Source organism: Prosthecobacter dejongeii (assembly GCF_014203045.1).
GTDB lineage: Bacteria > Verrucomicrobiota > Verrucomicrobiia > Verrucomicrobiales > Verrucomicrobiaceae > Prosthecobacter > Prosthecobacter dejongeii.
Genome location: NZ_JACHIF010000010.1, coordinates 1 through 17,316, shown reverse-complemented (window position 1 = coordinate 17,316; position 17,316 = coordinate 1). Strand labels below are relative to the sequence as shown.

The 17,316-nt window shown below is 54.9% G+C and carries 15 protein-coding genes and 1 pseudogene; 10 read left to right on the top strand and 6 right to left on the bottom strand.

All coding sequences use genetic code 11. The features are described from left to right. Positions 1–43 precede the first annotated feature (43 nt). Together HNQ64_RS19450 and HNQ64_RS19445 are read left to right on the top strand one after the other, a co-directional pair. Entirely contained in the window at positions 44–1,813 is a 1,770-nt protein-coding gene (locus tag HNQ64_RS19450; protein ID WP_184211819.1) for an SLC13 family permease, read from the top strand. Positions 1,814–2,116: 303 nt separating this feature from the next. Beyond that, positions 2,117–4,366 (top strand): hypothetical protein, encoded by a 2,250-nt coding sequence (locus tag HNQ64_RS19445; protein ID WP_184211817.1) that lies wholly within the window; start codon positions 2,117–2,119, stop codon positions 4,364–4,366. A 7-nt stretch (positions 4,367–4,373) separates the two neighbouring features. Here the strand turns inward: HNQ64_RS19445 and HNQ64_RS19440 are convergent, their stop codons facing one another. Both HNQ64_RS19440 and HNQ64_RS19435 read right to left on the bottom strand, forming a co-directional pair. Further along, positions 4,374–5,762: an alkaline phosphatase family protein gene (locus HNQ64_RS19440; RefSeq protein ID WP_184211815.1), complete on the bottom strand. Its 1,389-nt coding sequence runs from the start codon at positions 5,760–5,762 to the stop codon at positions 4,374–4,376. A gap of 47 nt (positions 5,763–5,809) precedes the next feature. Next, positions 5,810–7,063 (bottom strand): MFS transporter, encoded by a 1,254-nt coding sequence (locus tag HNQ64_RS19435; protein ID WP_221305510.1) that lies wholly within the window; start codon positions 7,061–7,063, stop codon positions 5,810–5,812. Positions 7,064–7,153: 90 nt separating this feature from the next. Between HNQ64_RS19435 and HNQ64_RS19430 the strand changes: the two genes are divergently transcribed. Then, positions 7,154–8,200, top strand: a complete 1,047-nt coding sequence (locus HNQ64_RS19430) for a glycosyltransferase (protein ID WP_184211811.1) — start codon at positions 7,154–7,156, stop codon at positions 8,198–8,200. Between the two features lie 17 nt (positions 8,201–8,217). Continuing rightward, entirely contained in the window at positions 8,218–10,410 is a 2,193-nt protein-coding gene (gene glgB, locus HNQ64_RS19425) for a 1,4-alpha-glucan branching protein GlgB (protein WP_184211809.1), read from the top strand. Here glgB and HNQ64_RS19420 read toward each other — a convergent pair. Both HNQ64_RS19420 and HNQ64_RS19415 read right to left on the bottom strand, forming a co-directional pair. Continuing rightward, on the bottom strand, positions 10,407–10,775 hold the full coding sequence (locus HNQ64_RS19420; protein ID WP_184211807.1) for an MmcQ/YjbR family DNA-binding protein: 369 nt from the start codon (positions 10,773–10,775) through the stop codon (positions 10,407–10,409). The two genes, glgB and HNQ64_RS19420, sit on opposite strands and share 4 nt — an antisense overlap. Continuing rightward, on the bottom strand, positions 10,772–11,206 hold the full coding sequence (locus tag HNQ64_RS19415) for a GNAT family N-acetyltransferase (protein ID WP_184211806.1): 435 nt from the start codon (positions 11,204–11,206) through the stop codon (positions 10,772–10,774). Before HNQ64_RS19415 ends, HNQ64_RS19420 begins: the two co-directional genes overlap by 4 nt. Before the next feature lie 114 nt (positions 11,207–11,320). On the opposite strand from HNQ64_RS19415, the gene HNQ64_RS19410 reads away from it, so the two are divergent. Then, entirely contained in the window at positions 11,321–12,118 is a 798-nt protein-coding gene (locus HNQ64_RS19410; RefSeq protein WP_184211804.1) for an alpha/beta hydrolase family esterase, read from the top strand. Between the two features lie 345 nt (positions 12,119–12,463). Here the strand turns inward: HNQ64_RS19410 and HNQ64_RS19405 are convergent, their stop codons facing one another. Then, positions 12,464–13,483, bottom strand: coding sequence for a zinc-binding alcohol dehydrogenase family protein (locus HNQ64_RS19405; RefSeq protein ID WP_184211802.1), 1,020 nt, complete (start codon positions 13,481–13,483; stop codon positions 12,464–12,466). Positions 13,484–13,814: 331 nt separating this feature from the next. Between HNQ64_RS19405 and HNQ64_RS19400 the strand changes: the two genes are divergently transcribed. The 4 genes from HNQ64_RS19400 (at position 13,815) to HNQ64_RS19385 (ending at position 15,967) form a co-directional block, all read left to right on the top strand. Beyond that, positions 13,815–13,970: a hypothetical protein gene (locus HNQ64_RS19400; protein WP_184211800.1), complete on the top strand. Its 156-nt coding sequence runs from the start codon at positions 13,815–13,817 to the stop codon at positions 13,968–13,970. A 16-nt stretch (positions 13,971–13,986) separates the two neighbouring features. Further along, entirely contained in the window at positions 13,987–14,361 is a 375-nt protein-coding gene (locus HNQ64_RS19395; protein ID WP_184211798.1) for a hypothetical protein, read from the top strand. A 180-nt stretch (positions 14,362–14,541) separates the two neighbouring features. Continuing rightward, positions 14,542–15,039 carry a VOC family protein gene (locus HNQ64_RS19390; RefSeq protein WP_184211796.1) on the top strand — a complete coding sequence of 166 codons (498 nt, stop codon included), beginning with the start codon at positions 14,542–14,544 and terminating at the stop codon, positions 15,037–15,039. Between the two features lie 61 nt (positions 15,040–15,100). Beyond that, a complete protein-coding gene (locus HNQ64_RS19385; RefSeq protein ID WP_184211794.1) occupies positions 15,101–15,967 on the top strand; it encodes a pirin family protein in 867 nt (288 codons plus the stop codon). An 89-nt stretch (positions 15,968–16,056) separates the two neighbouring features. Here the strand turns inward: HNQ64_RS19385 and HNQ64_RS19380 are convergent, their stop codons facing one another. Beyond that, on the bottom strand, positions 16,057–16,575 hold the full coding sequence (locus HNQ64_RS19380; protein ID WP_184212220.1) for a 3'-5' exoribonuclease: 519 nt from the start codon (positions 16,573–16,575) through the stop codon (positions 16,057–16,059). A gap of 193 nt (positions 16,576–16,768) precedes the next feature. Between HNQ64_RS19380 and HNQ64_RS19375 the strand changes: the two are divergent. Further along, positions 16,769–17,316: pseudogene (locus HNQ64_RS19375) on the top strand (ammonium transporter); the annotation flags it as partial.

The window sequence follows — 17,316 nt, the reverse complement described above, 5'->3', positions numbered from 1 at the left end:
CTCGTCATTCGGCACGTTCTGCCGATTTTTTGGCCCCGCTTTCATGGAACCTTATCTTGTTATTGGCCTGCTGTTGGCAGCCGTCGTGTTGTTTGCCACGGAGAAAATTTCGGTGGATCTAGTGACGCTGGGCTTGCTGTGCCTGCTGGTCATGGGTGGGGTTTTAAACGTGCAGGAGGCTTTTGCAGGCTTTGGCAATGAAGTCATCGTGATGCTGGGGGCCATCTTCATCATCGGTGCGGCTCTGCGGGAGACGGGTGTGCTGGATAGTCTGGGGGGCCTTCTGGCCCGCGCCACGGGTGGCCACCCCAAACGGGTGGTGACAGGGATGATGAGCGGGGTGGGCATCATCTCCGCCTTCATGAATAATACGACGGTGACGGCCATGTTCCTGGGCCCCGTTATCGGGATGGCTCGGCGGCTGAAAATCTCCCCCTCCCGTCTGCTGATGCCGCTTTCTTTTGCCTCTATTTTAGGGGGCACATGCACCCTCATCGGCACCTCCACCAATGTGGCCGTGAGTGGGGCGATGAAACACCGGGGGATGGTGGAAGTGGGGATGTTTGAGATCACCCCCATCGGCCTCGTTATCTTTACCGCAGGGCTTCTCTACTTGGTGCTGGTGGGCATGAAGTGGGTGCCGGAGCGGGACCGGGCAGAGCATCTGGGGGCAGAGGCACACATGCGGGAGTATTTGTCCGAGGTCGTTATTTTACCCGATTCGCCTTTGATCGGGCAGGTGGCCTTTCAGTCGGACTTTTCTGTTTTGGAATTTCAAGTGGTGAAACTTCGTCGCCATGAAATGGAGCTACCTATCGGCCCTCATACGCAATTCGAGGCGGGCGACGTTGTTCTAGTGGCAGGCAAGGTTCAGAATCTCATCAAGGTCAAAAAGATCGAAGGCATCGACATCCAGGAAGACGTGCAACTGCGCCGTTCTGGCGTGGATACCACTGAAGTGAGTGTGGCAGAGGTGGTGCTGACTCCGCGCTCTAGCTTGGTCGGCCAGACTCTGCGAGGGAGTAACTTTAGGCGGAGGACAGGGCTGTCGGTTTTGGCTCTGCTGCGCGGAGATCGTACCCTCAATGATCACATGGCGGATGTGGTGCTGCATGCAGGGGATCTCTTGCTGCTGCAAGGGCCCTACGATCGTTTTCAAAAATTCGAGCAAGAGGCGGAGATGGTGGTCATTACCGAGCACACTTATGCCAGTACTGCACGTAAGCGGGGCCTGGCCACACTCCTGGCTTTTGCCCTTGCAGTCACGGCGAGCAGCCTGGGATGGCTGCCTGCTTCCATCGCGTTTTTGATCGCGGCACTCATCGCTCTGGCCACTCGTTGCATCACGCTAGACACGGCTTATGAAAACATTGACTGGCGGCTTTTGATCCTCATTGGAGGCATGACCGCTTTTGGCACAGCCATGGCCAAGTCTGGGGCAGATGAGTTGTTGGCGGGTTTCGTGACCCATTGGTTGAGCCCTTATGGAGCAGTCACGGTGATGGCAGGTTTTTGCATCCTGACGGTGCTGTTGACTCAGCCGATGTCGAATGCGGCCGCTGCTCTGGTGGTGCTTCCTATCGCTATTCAAGCGGCAGAAAAATTGGGGGCTAATCCCAGGTCTTTTGCCATCGCGATCATGCTCAGTGCGAGCATCTCTGTGCTGACTCCTTTTGAGCCAAGTTGCATCCTCGTCTATGGGCCTGGCAAGTATCGCTTCAGTGACTTTATCAAAGTGGGCAGCGGTCTGACTGTGGTGACGCTGGCCGTGATCCTGCTGCTGGTGCCTGTGTTTTGGCCATTGCATGGCTGAGGCAGAAAGACAGTCACACAAGCTGCTATCTGTTTCATGGGCATGAATGCCTCTCCTCTCAGAGGCAATCAAAAACGAGAGTCGCAACTTTGCGAAAGTGCAAATTTTCGCAAATAAACGAAGTCTCTACTTTAATTTTTTGTGTTGGGGAATAGTTTCAATAGTTAATACTGGATAACAGAAAAATTGAACTTGGTGTTTCCTGTGGGTAGCTCTGAATCCTCCATCACTTCTCCAACCGGCAAAACGGGTCCAGCCATGCAATATGGAAATCCTTTTGCGGCTGATGTGTGTTCTGGCCCGATGGCCATTGTTGAGTCAGACTCTGTGGGGGGGCTGAATGAGGACGTCTTAGACCAGTTGCTGGAATCGGTGGAAAATCGTTCGGGTGTGCCGCTTATGTTGCTGACGGCACCCCGAGCAGGCTATGGGAAAACGCATTTGCTAGGGCGTGTCGTTGCTGCCACTGGGGCGGATGTGGTCATGGTGCCACTGGCCTTTCGCACCGGTGATTCGCTGAATTTGACGACCATCACTCGGCGTGGGCTGGAGGCACTGAGCCTGGCACTTGGGCATCAATCTGGGTGGTCACGCCTGCGTGAGGTGTGTGCCGGTCTGGTCGCGCACTTGTTGCATGATTTGATCAAAGACGGGCTGGTGCCGAGTGCCAATCCCGATCAGGCCTTGAGAGTGCTTTCAGGTCCGGTTTCAGATGTCTTTAATAAAGACGGCTCAGCTCACCTCATCGGTGACTGGTTGCGCAAACACTCAGCGGGTTTGCGCCCTATCCTGGCACGCCGTGTCGCTCGGCAATTGCCCGTGCGAACGGATGTGGCGGACACTTGGCTGGAGGCCATGATGGGCCAGGCTTTTGAAGGCGAGGGAGAAGGGCTTGCGGTGATGCAGGATCTGGCTGGCACGGATCACGAAACGGGTCTGCCCACTTGGTTCCGCATTTTGGCGCTCTGGCGTCCTGTCATCTTGCTGGTGGATCACTTGGACGGTTACTACCGAAACCCTGCAGCAGGCGTCACCATCGCGGCGTTGTTGATGGATCTGGTGGATACCCAGGGCCTTCACGTCCTGTTAAGTCTGAATCAGGATGTGTGGCAGGCGACGTTTGGCCACCATTTGCCGAGTGCTCTTGAAGATCGTCTCACGGCCAGCCAGGTCTTGCTACGGGGACTTCGGGAGACCGATGCTCTGGCCCTTTTAAGATTGCGGTTGGAGCAGGGGAAAGTTTCAGATGAAGAGGCGACTGAGTTTGAGGCCTTTGTGGATGTGAAACAGCATTTTCTGGGACGCCCGATTGGGTCAGTCTCTGCACGTGTGTTTTTGCGGCATTGTGCGCGGCAGTGGCAAATTTTTCAGAACTCCGTGCCGCTTTCCGTCTCAGGTCAGTCGGTGGAAGCGGATCTGGCCGTGCCAGCAGTGACTGAAGACGCAACCCCAGCGGTTCCGCTGATGACGGAGTCTCTGCCGCTCAGTGAAGCTGAAGAATTGCCCTCTCTTTTTGACGCGCCCACTACTGCGGAAGTGCAGCAAATGGCCGCTAGTTTAACTGAGCCGCAGGCCGCATTGCCACAGAATGATCTGCCCTCTCTCATCCCCCCACCGCTTCCCTCACCGGCAGGAGGGACGATGGATGAGACCCCGGAATCGCCAGCAGCCCTTCCATCATCGTCTCCGAATCTTTCGCCCTCTGCCAATGACTGGCGGCCTCAGGGGGCATCCCCCAGTGGTTCCGCAACTCCTGCTGCGATGACTTCGGTTTCGCCTTCGGCTGATGCCTTTGTGAAACTGCGTGAGATGCTGCATCACCTGCGGCAGCCTGGAAGTAAAACCCGCATTCTGGATGAATTGGCTGAGATGCCTCCAGAGCGGATCAATCTGCCTGCCCAACCCGTCTCTTCGGTTGCTCCTTCATCGGTTACGGCACCTGTTCCGACGCCGATGCCTGCCAGTAAACCGGGAGATGCCTTGTTAGGCCGTTTTGAAGCGCTCCGCCTGCAAATGGCGGCCGAGGCTGAAGCGCAGCCCCTGGACTATGGCAAGCTGGGTGAATTGATCCGCCTGGCAGGGCGTCGTTTTCCTTTGGTTCGTTTCAGTGAGCATGAGCTACCTGGTCTCACCGGGCGGCAGACCATGGTGTGGTCCATTCAGGGAGTGGAGATTTTGTTCGGTCTAGCTGCCTTCTCGGACAGTGCTTACTGGCGTGTGCTGGCGGGATTTGCTGCGGGAAGGTTGGCAGATTTGGCTGCTGAAGCTGAACGCGATGGCGCTGTGGCCGTGAAGCTGAAATTGGTGACCTTTAAGGCGGATCGTGAGCATCCTGCCTGGCAGGCTTTGTATGCTGGGGATACCTTGCCTGCACCGTTAAAGCCGAATTTAGATGCGGTGCATCTGGATACCGCCAGTGTGGCAGCTCTGTATGCCATGCAGCGCATCATCAAAGATGCTGAAACCGGAGCCGTGCAGGCAGAGCCGACTCAAGTCATGACAGTGCTGGCCCGCGAACTCGACTTCTTCTGGAAACGTGTGACCAAGGTCTAACCTTTTTTTAAACGGGTGTGCTCGCTCGCGTGCAGGCTTCATAGAGCTGCGCGCAGACTTGGGTGGCCTGGAGTGAGTTGCCCCGAGGAAGTTGTGGCAGATCCCCAATGAGCACCGGCCAATCTTCCAAATCTTCAGGAATGCGGCCATGACTGCCTTTGACCAAGGTAGCATCCAGGGGGATGACATCCATTTTCATACGCATGCCGAGCATCTTCTTGGCAAGCTTGAGGCCGATCTTGAGCTTGGGGTAGCGAATTTTGGGGTCCAGAAAAAGCTCGACTGGGTCATAACCACATTTGCGGTGAATATCCACACAGCGGGCAAATTCCGGGGCTTTGGCATCCTCCGTCCAGTAGTAGTAGGTGAACCAACTGCGGGCATCTGCCACGGCAATGAGATCACCGCTGCGTTCGTGATTAAGCCCGGCGTAGTGTTTTTCCATCTTGCCGAGGACCTGCTGCACGCCGGGGGTTTGTTCCAGCACCGCACGCACCTCATTCAGGATGGAGGGATCGTTGACATAAATGTGGGCAAGCTGGTGATCTGCGATGGCAAACGCGCGGCTGCTGCCGAGGTCTAGCGTCTCCGTGCCTAACTCATCCTTGAGGGATAACCAATGATGCTCACGGAAAATGCGGTTTAAATGCACGGGGCGATCCACGTCTGTGATGCCATATTCGGAAAGTAAGATGACCTGGATCTGGCGGCGCTCATAGAACTTGATGAGATCTCCCACCACCTCATCCACTTGGCGGAGATCTTCAGCAATCAGCGGCATGTTGAGGCCAACACGCTGAAGATTGTAGTCGAGATGCGGAAGGTAAACGAGGCTGAGGCTGGGCCAGTGTTTTTCTTCGATCCATTTGGCACTGGCCGCGATCCAGCGTGTGGATTCGATGCCCGAGGCCGGGCCCCAGAAGTTCATGAAAGGGAAGGCTCCCAGATCTTTTTTGAGGCGGTCCCGCATGCCCATGGGCTGCGTGTGGATGTCAAAGATCTTGCCCCCATCTGAGAGATACAGGGGACGTGGAGTCACGGTGTAGTCTGCGCTGGAGTGCATGTTATACCACCAGAAGACCTTGGCGCAGGTGAAGTCGGGATCTTGCTTGCGCAGCAGATCCCATAGCTTTTCCCCCTGCACGAGCTGTTCTGGCTGCTTCCAAAAACGATGCTCGGCGTAGTCGCGGTCATACCAGCCGTTTGCCACGGCCCCATGGTCACGCGGTGCTTTGCCCGTGGCATAGGTGGCCTGGGCGGTGCAGGTGACGGCGGGCAGCACGGGCTCAATCAACGCTAATCGGTTCCGCTCGACAAAAGCACGTATGTTCGGCGTGTGCTCGCCGATGAGGCGGCGGGTCAGACCGACGACGTTGAGAATGGCGGTGCGGGGCATGGGGCAGGTAACGGGCAAGAGGTGCCTAGGTCAAGGCGGGAGGCGATTCACAATCTTTCCCGGGGGCCTAGTCGGCGTCGGGTTTCATCATCGCTGCCCCGTGCCCGGACGGTGATGAAGGCACTGGCCGCGATGATGGCGATGCCACAGAGGATGCTGAGCGTCTGAAAAGATATGACTCCGATGGCTGCAAAAGCCAGGTAAGGAGCGACGAGGCCGCGCAAACCCGTGAGGAAGGTGTGCACGCTCATGTATTCCGCCACGGCCTGCTTGGGCGCGAGCTTCGTTACCCAGAGTCCCCAGGTGACGTTTCCTCCGGCATTGGCAATGCCCCAAAGCGCCATGCCGATACTCCAAGCGATCACGCCATGGCCTAGGTAAAAAGTCAGGATGCCGGCGGCGAAGATGAGATTGAGGATGGTGCGAACGGTGAAGAGGCCCACTTTGTCATAAATCAAACCCCAGGGGTAGCTGCACAGGGCGCGGAAGATGACCGGGATGACTCCCGTGATCCAGGCGACATCACGCCCAGGGAGATTGATGCCGTGGCGTGGATTGGCCAAATATTCGACAAACAGGCAGGCGGCCACCAGATTGCCGATGCCCATCATCATCCAAGAGATAAGCAAGGTGCGGAAGTCACGGTCTATTTTGATCCAGCGCAGAGAGGACCACAGACCGGAGGGGGCATCTTCATCAATATCCCAACGGGTGGCGGGCAGACCATAGGTCCAAACACCGGAGAGGAAGCCAGAGGCCGCAAAGGCCCAGAGCAATACCCGATAATTTTCCAAGTCTAGCCCGATGAGCCAGCCTCCAAAGAAACCAAAGGCTACCGCTGCTACTGCACGTAGTGAGCCGGCGATGGCAAAGAGACGCCCGCGTTCGGTCGCAGGATAATTGAGCCGATAGATCTGGGTGAGCAGGGGGATCTGCATGGAGAAGCAAAAGAGCCCCACGCTGAGGCCGCCGATGAAGATCCACGGCTCATGCGGAAAGGTGGCCGCCAAGGCCATGAAAAGACCGCCCAGCATCTGCACCTTCGCCGCAGTGCGGGCGATGGTGCTACGGGCATGCAGCAGCAGAGGCACCACAAAGAGGCTCACCATAAAACCACTGCTGGTGGCACTGAGGAAGATGGACTTGGCCATGTCTCCCAGATGAAAGACCCGCACCGCGATGAGCATGCCGAAGGTGGAGGTGAGTGTATCTAGCACCCCCGCAGGCAGAGACCGCCACAGTTCGTTGCGGAAAGTTCGCTGCTTCGGGTCGGGCGTGGGCATGGTTAGCGGATTTGCCATGGCACAGGTTCGCGGGTTGGGCAAGAGAGGGCAGGCGGAGAGGCACACCTTCCTTATTGCGGCGTAGGAGAGCCCGTTTCATCGTGCCTGATGCGCATCGCTCTTCTGCATTACACGTTGCCACCTGTCATTGGCGGGGTGGAGCGAGTGATTCGTGACCAAGCGGCAGCTTTGCGCATCCTGGGCCATGAGGTGGAAATGTTTAACCAGACGACCCAGGGTGACTTGGCTGAGTTTGAAACCGTCATCGTGCACAATGTTTTCACTATGCCCTTTGACCTGCCCTGGACGGAGCGACTGCGTGCGATGGCTGCGGACATGCCAAAGGTAAAATGGATCAACTGGGTTCATGATGTCGCCGCAGTGAATCCTTTTTATGCCCATCTACCTTGGGTGCAAAAAGATCATGAACAGCTCTCTTGGCCCGTGCCAGGAGCCCTGAATGTGACGGTGTCTGAAGCGCGACGCCAGGATTATCTCAAAGCCACAGGGCTGCCCGAAAAGGCGGTGAGGGTCATCCCCAATGGACTCGACATTGCTGCCATCCTGGGCCTTACCCCCCGAATCGCAGGGCTACGCCTGGGGCAGCGCGAGTTGGTCCTGGTGCATCCTACCCGGCTGATTCGGAGGAAAAATATCGAGTTAGGCCTGCGTGTAGTGGCCTGTTTGCGCGACGGTGGATGTGATGTGATCTATGCGATCACGGGTGCACCTGATCCGCATCAAGGAGATGGACAAATCTACCACCGGGAGTTGAAAGCTCTGGTGGCTGAACTGGATCTTGCTGCTCACGTGCTCTTTCTGGGAGAGGAGTCGCCTTTGTCAGATGAGGATGTGCGTAGCCTTTATGCAACGGCGGATGCTTTATTTTTCCCGAGTGTCGGAGAGGGCTTTGGCCTGCCACTGCTGGAGGCGGTGGCGCATCGTCTAACTGTTTTTTGTTCTGATTTAAGTGTGCATCGTGAGGTGCTGGGTGATGGTGGGCTGTATTTTAGTGCTCAGTCAAAAGCCGACGAAATCTCGGCACAGATTGTGCAATGGAATCAAACAGCCATTGTGACCCACCAACGACGCCACCTATGGAGGCGACATGATATGGTCAAAATCTGTCAGGAACATCTTGAGCCTGTGCTCTGAACCGCTAACCAGTCCCCATGACCGACCCAACCAGTCCTTCAGCCGAAATTCTCGCCATCTTGGAAGCCCGACACGGAAACCCGTTTGGCTTTTTAGGGAGGCAGCCGCTGGAAGGGGGGCGGGCCATTGTGAGAACGCTGCAGCCTCGGGCTCACGGTGTTTCCGTCGTAGCTAGGGATGGCTCTGGTGCTTGGCCGATGACCAAGGAGCATCATCATGGTCTCTTCACCGTGGAGCTCCCTGCCGAAGCCGCGCACACGCCTTATGATCTGGAGTTGTCCACTTATGATGGACAGGCCATTCGCGTGGCGGATCCTTATTCCTTTGGTTTTTTACTCGGCGAGCAGGACCTCTACTACTTCTGTGAGGGCTCGCACCAGCGCCTCTGGGATTGTCTTGGGGCGCGAATGCGCACGGTGGAGGGCATTGCAGGCGTGCAGTTTGCAGTCTGGGCGCCCAATGCGCAGCGAGTTTCCGTGATCGGGGACTTCAACGACTGGGACGGCCGGATCAACCCGATGCGTCTGCGGATTGAGGGGGGGGTTTGGGAGATTTTCCTGCCTGGGATCACGGAGCTGACCCATTACAAATTTGAAGTGCTTTCTGCTGAAGGTTATGTCCAGGTCAAGAGTGATCCTTTTGCTTTTTTTGGCCAGCACGGGAAGCAGACGGCAAGTTTGGTTTTCAATCTGGACCGCTACACCTGGGGTGACCAGGAGTGGATGCAAAAGCGGGCTGCGCAGGATCTTTACCAGAGCCCGATGAGTGTCTATGAGGTTCACCTGGGCTCTTGGAAGCGAGTGCCTGAGGATGGGAATCGATCCAAATCCTACCGTGAGTTGGCGGATGATTTGATCCCCTACGTGAAGAGCATGAATTTCACCCACATCGAGCTGATGCCGGTGTCGGAATATCCCTTCGATGGCTCCTGGGGTTATCAGGTCACGGGCTACTTTGCGCCGACCAGCCGCTTTGGGAATCCTGATGAATTTCGCGAGTTTGTGGATCGCTGCCACCAGGCTGGGATCGGGGTGATCTTGGACTGGGTGCCAGGGCATTTCCCAAAAGATGCGCACGGGTTAGCTAAGTTTGATGGCACGGCTCTTTATGAACATGCAGATCCACGTCAGGGGGAGCATCAAGACTGGGGTACTCTGATCTTCAATTATGGCCGTGCCGAGGTGAAAAATTTCCTCGTGGCCAATGCGCTCTTTTGGCTGGAGTATTATCACATTGATGGTCTTCGTGTGGATGCTGTGGCCTCCATGCTTTACCTTGATTACTCGCGTAAACCCTGGGCCTGGGTGCCTAACAAATACGGTGGCAGAGAAAATCTAGAAGCCATTGACTTCATGCGGGATCTCAACCGCATCTGTTATGAAAAACACCCTGGTGCCACGATCATTGCTGAAGAGAGCACGGCGTGGCCGGGCGTCTCACGCCCAACAGATACAGGTGGGTTGGGCTTTGGCTTCAAATGGAACATGGGCTGGATGAATGACAGCCTGCACTACATGCAGGAAGACCCCATCCACCGGAAGTATCATCATGGGGAGGCCACTTTTTCTTTGTTGTATGCCTACGATGAAAATTTCGTCCTGGTTATCAGCCACGATGAAGTGGTGCATGGCAAGGGTAGCATGATCAATAAAATGCCAGGAGACCGCTGGCAGAAGTTTGCCAATCTACGCATGTTCTACGGCTGGATGTGGGCGCACCCCGGCAAAAAATTACTCTTCATGGGCTGCGAATTTGCCCAGTGGCAGGAATGGAGCCATGAGCGCAGCCTGGATTGGCACCTCTTCATGGGTGAAGAGCATGCGAGCATGCAAAAGCTGATCCGAGACATGAACTGGCTTTATACCACACGCCCGGCTTTGTACGCCCAGGATCATGACGGTGCGGGCTTTCAGTGGCTGGACGCGAGCGATGGTGAAAATAGCATCTTCGCCTTCATGCGTAAGGCTCCTGATGGGGATAAAGTTTACTGCGTGATCAATGCCACACCCGTGCCGCGGAAAGGCTACCGCGTGGGGGTTGCTGAGGCGGGCAGCTATCGTGAATTGATCAATACCGATGCGCCTTGTTATGCTGGCAGTGGGATGGTGAATCCTCTGCCTATGCCAGCGGGTGATACCGAGTGGCAGGGGCAGCCATGGAGCATCATCATTGACCTGCCTCCACTCGGTGCTGTGTGGTTAGGGCGTTAGCTATGGCAGCCCCCCTGTGTGATCGTTTCCCTCACCTTTTTTGGGAGGGAGGCGACCACAAGTTGGTAAGAATGATCAATCAGTTCGCGAACCAGTTTGTTAGGTAGGCTGCCTTCCAGCGTCAGAGTATTCCAGTGGCGTTTATTCATGTGGTAACCTGGTTGGACCTCCTCATAGCGGTCGCGCAGTTCGATGGCACGTTCTGGGTCGCACTTGAGATTGGCCGTCGCTGGGAAATCCTCTGGGGTGGTGAGGGCAAACATTTTACCTGCAACCTTATAGACCAATATGTCTGGGCCAAAGGGAGTGGTCTCCTCCACATGAGGGAGGGAGAGGCAGTGAGCGCAGAAGTCAGCGAGAGTCATGACTGAGATGGAGATTGGGTGGGAGCTTCCCCCCGAATCATCCAGCAGGAGTCATGATGAGCCATGCCGATGTGGGGGTAGTATGTGCGGGCTCCTGGTGCCGCGATGAGGATGAGGTTCGTCTGCAAGCCTGCCTCTGCATGCGTGCGGCGTATTAATTCACGCCCGATGCCGCGCCCTTGAAATGGCGCAGCTACGGCTAAGTCCGCTAAATACGTGCTGTAGCTGCCATCCGTCAGCGTGCGGGCGATGCCAACGAGCTCACCCTGGTAACGGGCTGTGAGGATAAGATCGGCCTGCCGCAGCATACGATCCATACGCGGGATATCGTTGATGGGGCGTCGCTCCGCCAGGGTGGAGCTTTGGAGAACTCCGATGAAATCGCTGACGGGTAGGTTAGGTTCGATCTGGTAGGCGATTTCAGAGTTCATGCGACATGAGATGAATGGAAAGGCTACGCTGCCAATAAAACTGCATTCGTGGGACAATGGAAGGCATGTTTTTTCTTCACAACCTATCAGGAGATCCTGCGTTCAATGCCTGCCATGAATGTGCTTCGTCTCCTGTCCCTGCTTTTGTTTCTTCCTCTGCTTTCACTGTGGGCTGCTGTGCCCCTAAAGTCTCGAGAGTGGAGTGTGGATGGCGTGACCCGGCACGCGGTGATGTATGTTCCCCCTCAGGCAAGTTCAAAACCGACCCCCATTGTCTTCGCTTTCCATGGCCATGGAGGGACGATGAATAATGCGGCGCGCATGTTTCCTTTTCCAGAGCTTTGGCCTGAGGCCCTGGTGATTTACATGCAGGGGTTGAATACACCGGGCCAGCTCACAGACCCAAAAGGTAAAAAGCCAGGCTGGCAGCACGGACTGGGCGCGGAAGGCGATCGCGATCTAAAGTTTTTCGATGCAGTGCTGGCCAGTCTAAAGGCTGAATACCAAGTGGACGCCACTCGCATTTATTCGACAGGGCATTCCAATGGAGGTGGTTTCACCTACTTGCTATGGGCAGCCCGAGGGGATGTTTTTGCGGCCATGGCTCCTTCTGCGGCTGCTGCACCTCGGCTCCTTGCTAAGCTAACGCCGAAGCCTCTCATGCACGTCGCAGGCGAGAACGATCCTTTGGTTAAATACGCCTGGCAGCAGGCGACGATCCAGGCCGTGATTAAGCTGAACGGGTGTGGGACTGGAATAGCATGGGATCAAGACGAAAACTGCACAATTTACCCTTCCAGCAAAGGCACGCCTGTGGTCACGGCCATTCATCCTGGGGACCACAAATTTCATAAAGACGCTCCAGCTCTCATGGTGAAATTTTTCAAGCAGCACGCTCGCCAAGGCAATTAAAGGAACCGCCCCGGTCTGTTTTTGAGAGAGGAATCTCCCGAGGATCACTCTTTGTCAAAGTCAGAACCGAGGCGGCAAAAGTAGGCCAGCTGCTGGGTTAAACCGAGCTGATCTTGCTCACGGACAAGGTCAACTCGATCACCAATTCAGCTGGCTGAATAATATAGGTGCAGGTGGAGTGCCAACTCAAGGGTTATAGTTTTAATCCGTTGGTAATGAATGTATTGAGCGATGGTGGCTTTTTCTGCCATCCTCATTTAAGTTGCACAATGCCATGACAAAAGTCTTCGCGGTATGCAAGCTGCATGATAGCGAGAGAGTAAATTTGAAGTCAGCTTTAACTGGCTAGGCTTCAAATCCAGCCAAGCCCACTTTGCCGATGCTGCGGCCACTTTCGATCAATGCATGGGCTTGACGGAGATGGGCTGCGCAGATGGGACTCAAATCGGTTTTGAGCGTGGTGCGGATTTGCCCAGCATCGGTCAGGCGTGAAACTTGGTTGAGCAATTCTCCTTGCTTGTGCATGTCTTTGGTTTGGTAGCGAGCTCGTGTAAACATGAATTCCCAATGCAGGGAAATGCTCTTAGCTTTGAGCTTTGTCAGCTCCAGCGGACGCGCGGGATTTTCAATCAATGCAATGGCGCTCTGTGGGGCCATCGCTTCGATGATTTCATCGTAGTGATCTTCTGTGCGGGTCAGGGCCAGCACGTGGTTGACCCCCTCCGGGACAATGGCTTTGATTTGGGCTGCGAGGGGCTGCCCATGGTCAATGACATGGTGGGCTCCCATCTGGCGGCACCAGTCTTGAGTTTCAGGTCGGGATGCGGTTGCAATCACGGTTAGGCCCGTTAGTTGCCTGGCTAGCTGAATAGCGATGGAGCCTACCCCACCCGCCCCACCGACAATGAGAACCGCGCCATGCTCGCCAGGATCTATGCGCATGCGATCAAAAAGCATCTCCCACGCTGTGATGGTGGTGAGGGGAAGGGCGGCAGCTTGGACAAAGCTGAGGGTCTTGGGCTTTCTACCCACAAGACGCTCATCCACACACTGTAGTTCAGCGTAGCTGCCAGGGCTATCCACAGCCCCTGCATAATAAACCTCATCGCCGGGAGCAAACAGAGTCACCTCACCACCCACCTGTTTCACCACACCAGCGGCATCCCAGCCAAGGATCTTGAGTGTCTGCCCGGGGGCCACGGGACCGCCACCAGAGCGGATCTTGGTATCCACCGGATTCACCGAGATCGCTTTCACTTCTACCAGAAGATCACGCGGACCGGGCACTGGAGCCGTTACGTTGACTTCCACGAGGCTTTGGGGATCACTGCTAGGCAGAGGCTGGTAGTAGCTGATGGCTTTCATAAGGAGAAAACGGAAAAGAGAGGGATGCTCAAGATGGTAACGGAGAATTCATAGAGAAAGCCTCAGTCTCTTGCAACTGAAGCTCTGCGCCACGCTTGTCTCATAGTCTGAATGCTGAACCCAAGGACCGATGGCTACTCGGTTGTAAGGATTTGGATTCAGAGACCTAGGTTTTCATCTTCTTTTTATCGCCCTTTTGATCCTCGTATGCCGGACCTCGTCCTCTCCGCCAAAGTCGGCTACTATTTCGGCAACAATGTCGCAGGCGAGAACCTCATTGCCAAAGCGACTCCCTAAAGGGGCGCATAGTTACTCTCCTGCAAAACCGTTCATGGATGCTAGTTTTGTTATACACGGTCCTTCCATTAAACCTGGCACGGAGATCGAACTCATTTCGAACACGGATGTCGCCCCCACTGCAGCTCAGCTCCTCAGTGTGGAAATGAAAAACGTGGACGGCAGAGTGCTGACAAAGGTGATGATGTGAGTATCATGCTACACAAATGGACAGCTTTGACGATGCACTTGAGATTTTACATCGGCATGGTTTTTATGCCCAGCGACGGGATTGGGCGCTGGGGCAGACCCTTGTTGTTTCTAGAGGCACGATACCTCATGGAGAGATGGTGGCTTTAGATGGCATGATTTATCTCGTGTGGAATGATGGCCTGTGGGATATCCATGCGCCCCTGGTCATTCCTGGTGGAGTTGTTGAACATGGTTACGCAGTGTCCGAGGCCTGTGCTCGAGCCATGGAGTATCTAAAAGCATCTCAGGAACACGTGCTGAATGTTTACCATGCTGAACGCAAGACCGCACAAGCGAGTTTGATTGAATACCAATTTCCCAATGGTTTGCCTTTCGGCCTGGAAAACTAATTCTCATGATCCGCGAGGCAAAGACGTCTCACTCCAAAAACTAGCGCAGCCGCACATGCAGGCGGACTGCCCTCGTTAACCGCGCCGAACTCGCATTGACTGATAAGAGATCCAAGAAAGGCATGCTCAGACCAAGAAACAGGCATTATCATTTCCTGCTTCGTATCGGAAGATGAAGGCATGAACAACCCCTCGACTCGGCCCATCCATCCTGGAGTTCGCATTGGTCATGTGCACCTGAAGGTGGCGGATTTGGAGCGTTCTTTGGCCTTCTATTGTGGCGTTCTGGGTTTCACCCTCATGCAGCGATATGGCAAAGAGGCGGCTTTTATTTCTGCAGGTGGTTATCATCACCACATCGGCCTGAATACCTGGGAGAGCCGAGGCGGATCACCACCGCCTCTAGGAACCACGGGCTTGTATCACACGGCGATTCTTTACCCCACTCGCGCCGCTTTGGCGGATGCACTGCGGCACCTGCAGCAGGCGGGGATCTCGCTGGACGGTGCGGCAGACCATGGCGTCAGCGAAGCTCTCTACCTGCATGACCCGGATCACAATGGCGTGGAGCTATATTGGGATCGGCCAGAGCGGGAATGGCCGCGCAATGCAGATGGCAGCTTGGCCATGTTTACGAAGGCGCTGCATCTTCAAGACCTGCTTCAACAAAAGGATTGAATTTTAAATCCAATCAAGGGCTTGGTGAACCCAGGTCCATTTATATCTACGATTTACCATCATGAAACCGATTCAACGCATCCATCACAGTTCTGCCATGCATTGGGTGGGCAATGGCTTTCCAGTCCGCTCTGTCTTTGATTACAATGGGCTTGGGCGCGAACTCAGCCCCTTTTTGCTTATGGACTATGCCGCTCCGACCAAGTTTTTACCAGGTCGAGAAAAGCGCGGGGTGGGGGCGCACCCGCACAAAGGATTTGAGACCGTCACTATCGCTTACCAAGGGGAGCTTGAGCATCGAGACTCCAGCGGTGGTGGGGGTAAAATTGGTCCTGGGGATGTGCAATGGATGACGGCCGGAAAAGGTATCATTCATGAGGAATTTCATTCGGAGGCATTCACTCGCCAAGGTGGAACGTTGCAAATGGTGCAACTGTGGGTGAATCTACGGGCGAAAGATAAAAGCAATCCTGCCCGCTACCAAACATTGCTTCAAAAAGACATTCCTGAAATCATCTTGCCAGATCAGGCTGGCAGCCTCCGTGTCATCGCGGGCCAATACCAGGAAACCACAGGAGCAGCCCAGACTTTTTCACCTGTCAATCTCTGGGATATTCGGCTTCAAGCTGGTAAAACGGTGATCTTACCCCTGCCATCTGGGCACACGAGCGCCTTTATCTTGCTCGCAGGCGAGGTGCTGGTGAATGATGAGGGGCAGGCCAGGGAAGGGGATTTGGTGACCTTTCAGCGGCAGGGAGAGCACATCACCGTTCATGCGCGGTCAGAGGCTCATTTGCTCATTCTTGATGGCGAGCCGCTCAACGAGCCTGTCGTTGGGCATGGTCCCTTTGTGATGAATAGCAGCGCCGAAATTCAGAATGCCTTTGAGGAATTTCAGAAGGGCGAAATGGGGCACCTGCCTGAGTGAAAGGAGCAAGTTCTTATCCCTCTAAATCATCTCCTCAATATTTAAGTGAGATATCTGAATTTTGCAAAGATTGTTAGGCGTTCAGCCCCCTAGAGACGAATCTTGAGGTCCATTTGCTGTTTCATGGTCAGTAGTGCTTCGGCATTGCCCTTGGCATCATCTACGGGATGATGAGTGTGGCGTGTTTTGCGCAAGTGCTTGAATGTCTGAAAGGTGTCTTTGACCATTCCTTTATAAAGGCTGCCAAGATTGGTCGAAGAAAAACCGAACGGATTTCGGCCTGTGAAGTGATGGAAATACGAGTTCACAAACTGCCAATCGAATCCGTTATTATCGGAGATGAAATGAGGACGATCTATGTCGAGATGGTAGATCCAGTCGGCAAATGCATTCATCACTTCCGTGGGCTCTGGAAAGGTCAGAGTCTGCTCTCGACTGAAACCACTAACCGCGAGTGCTTCAGGAATGAATTTGTCTGAGATCGGACGGAGCTGACCATAAAAGGTTCGTTCCAAACCGGGCTCGACCAAAACAGCGCCAAAGCAGATCATGGAGTAATCTCCAGGAATGGGGCCGTCAGACTCGATGTCAACCATGATATAACTCATCATTTTATCTGAGATTATGCGTCACGGGACCCTGATCAAGGTGATGTGTGATCCATCTCCAAGAGATGGAGATTGAATGGGTAAATAAATTTTAAAATCAGACTTGGCATGGTGAATGCTTCATTGCTTTCCGTGGGGTAACTGAACCAACCAATCTGGTCACTATCTCACGCCTATCCACAACCATTCATCCATGATTGCAGCCCTCCATCGTTGGCGCACGCTTGCGTGCGGTTTAGTCGCCACATCCTTTCTGTCTTTAGGGACTCTCAGTGCCCAAGAGACGGCGGCTCCTGCGGCTGCTCCAGCCGCTGAAGCTCCTGCGGCCCCGGCCGGACCTACCGTTGAACAGCGTATCTTTGATTTGGAGAAGTACGTTCAGAACGTGCAGCCAGGAAAAGATGGGGATGCCACTTGGACCTCCAACATCGCTGGCCCTGGCCCAGGTCACAATGCTTGGCAGATGACCAGCACTGCACTGGTGATCTTCATGACCCTCCCAGGTCTAGCTCTCTTTTACGGCGGCCTTGTTCGCAAGAAGAACGTCCTTTCCGTCATCGCTCAGTGCATGGGCATTGCCGGTCTGGTCACCATCCTCTGGTGGGCCTGTGGTTACAGCCTCTCCTTCGGTGGCGGTGACGGTGCGACCAAGCCTTTCATTGGTGATATGTCCTTCAAGTTCCTCGAAGGTGTTTCCCCTTACGCCTCCGGTGCTGGCTACTGGTGGATCTCTGACGCGAT

Bases quoted from the DNA above. Each gene is read 5' to 3' on its own strand.
- HNQ64_RS19450 (WP_184211819.1), top strand. From the start codon at position 44: ATGGAACCTTATCTTGTTATTGGCCTGCTGTTGGCAGCCGTCGTGTTG.
- HNQ64_RS19445 (WP_184211817.1), top strand. From the start codon at position 2,117: ATGGCCATTGTTGAGTCAGACTCTGTGGGGGGGCTGAATGAGGACGTC.
- HNQ64_RS19440 (WP_184211815.1), bottom strand. From the start codon at position 5,762: ATGCCCCGCACCGCCATTCTCAACGTCGTCGGTCTGACCCGCCGCCTC.
- HNQ64_RS19435 (WP_221305510.1), bottom strand. From the start codon at position 7,063: ATGGCAAATCCGCTAACCATGCCCACGCCCGACCCGAAGCAGCGAACT.
- HNQ64_RS19430 (WP_184211811.1), top strand. From the start codon at position 7,154: ATGCGCATCGCTCTTCTGCATTACACGTTGCCACCTGTCATTGGCGGG.
- glgB (WP_184211809.1), top strand. From the start codon at position 8,218: ATGACCGACCCAACCAGTCCTTCAGCCGAAATTCTCGCCATCTTGGAA.
- HNQ64_RS19420 (WP_184211807.1), bottom strand. From the start codon at position 10,775: ATGACTCTCGCTGACTTCTGCGCTCACTGCCTCTCCCTCCCTCATGTG.
- HNQ64_RS19415 (WP_184211806.1), bottom strand. From the start codon at position 11,206: ATGAACTCTGAAATCGCCTACCAGATCGAACCTAACCTACCCGTCAGC.
- HNQ64_RS19410 (WP_184211804.1), top strand. From the start codon at position 11,321: ATGAATGTGCTTCGTCTCCTGTCCCTGCTTTTGTTTCTTCCTCTGCTT.
- HNQ64_RS19405 (WP_184211802.1), bottom strand. From the start codon at position 13,483: ATGAAAGCCATCAGCTACTACCAGCCTCTGCCTAGCAGTGATCCCCAA.
- HNQ64_RS19400 (WP_184211800.1), top strand. From the start codon at position 13,815: ATGGATGCTAGTTTTGTTATACACGGTCCTTCCATTAAACCTGGCACG.
- HNQ64_RS19395 (WP_184211798.1), top strand. From the start codon at position 13,987: ATGGACAGCTTTGACGATGCACTTGAGATTTTACATCGGCATGGTTTT.
- HNQ64_RS19390 (WP_184211796.1), top strand. From the start codon at position 14,542: ATGAACAACCCCTCGACTCGGCCCATCCATCCTGGAGTTCGCATTGGT.
- HNQ64_RS19385 (WP_184211794.1), top strand. From the start codon at position 15,101: ATGAAACCGATTCAACGCATCCATCACAGTTCTGCCATGCATTGGGTG.
- HNQ64_RS19380 (WP_184212220.1), bottom strand. From the start codon at position 16,575: ATGAGTTATATCATGGTTGACATCGAGTCTGACGGCCCCATTCCTGGA.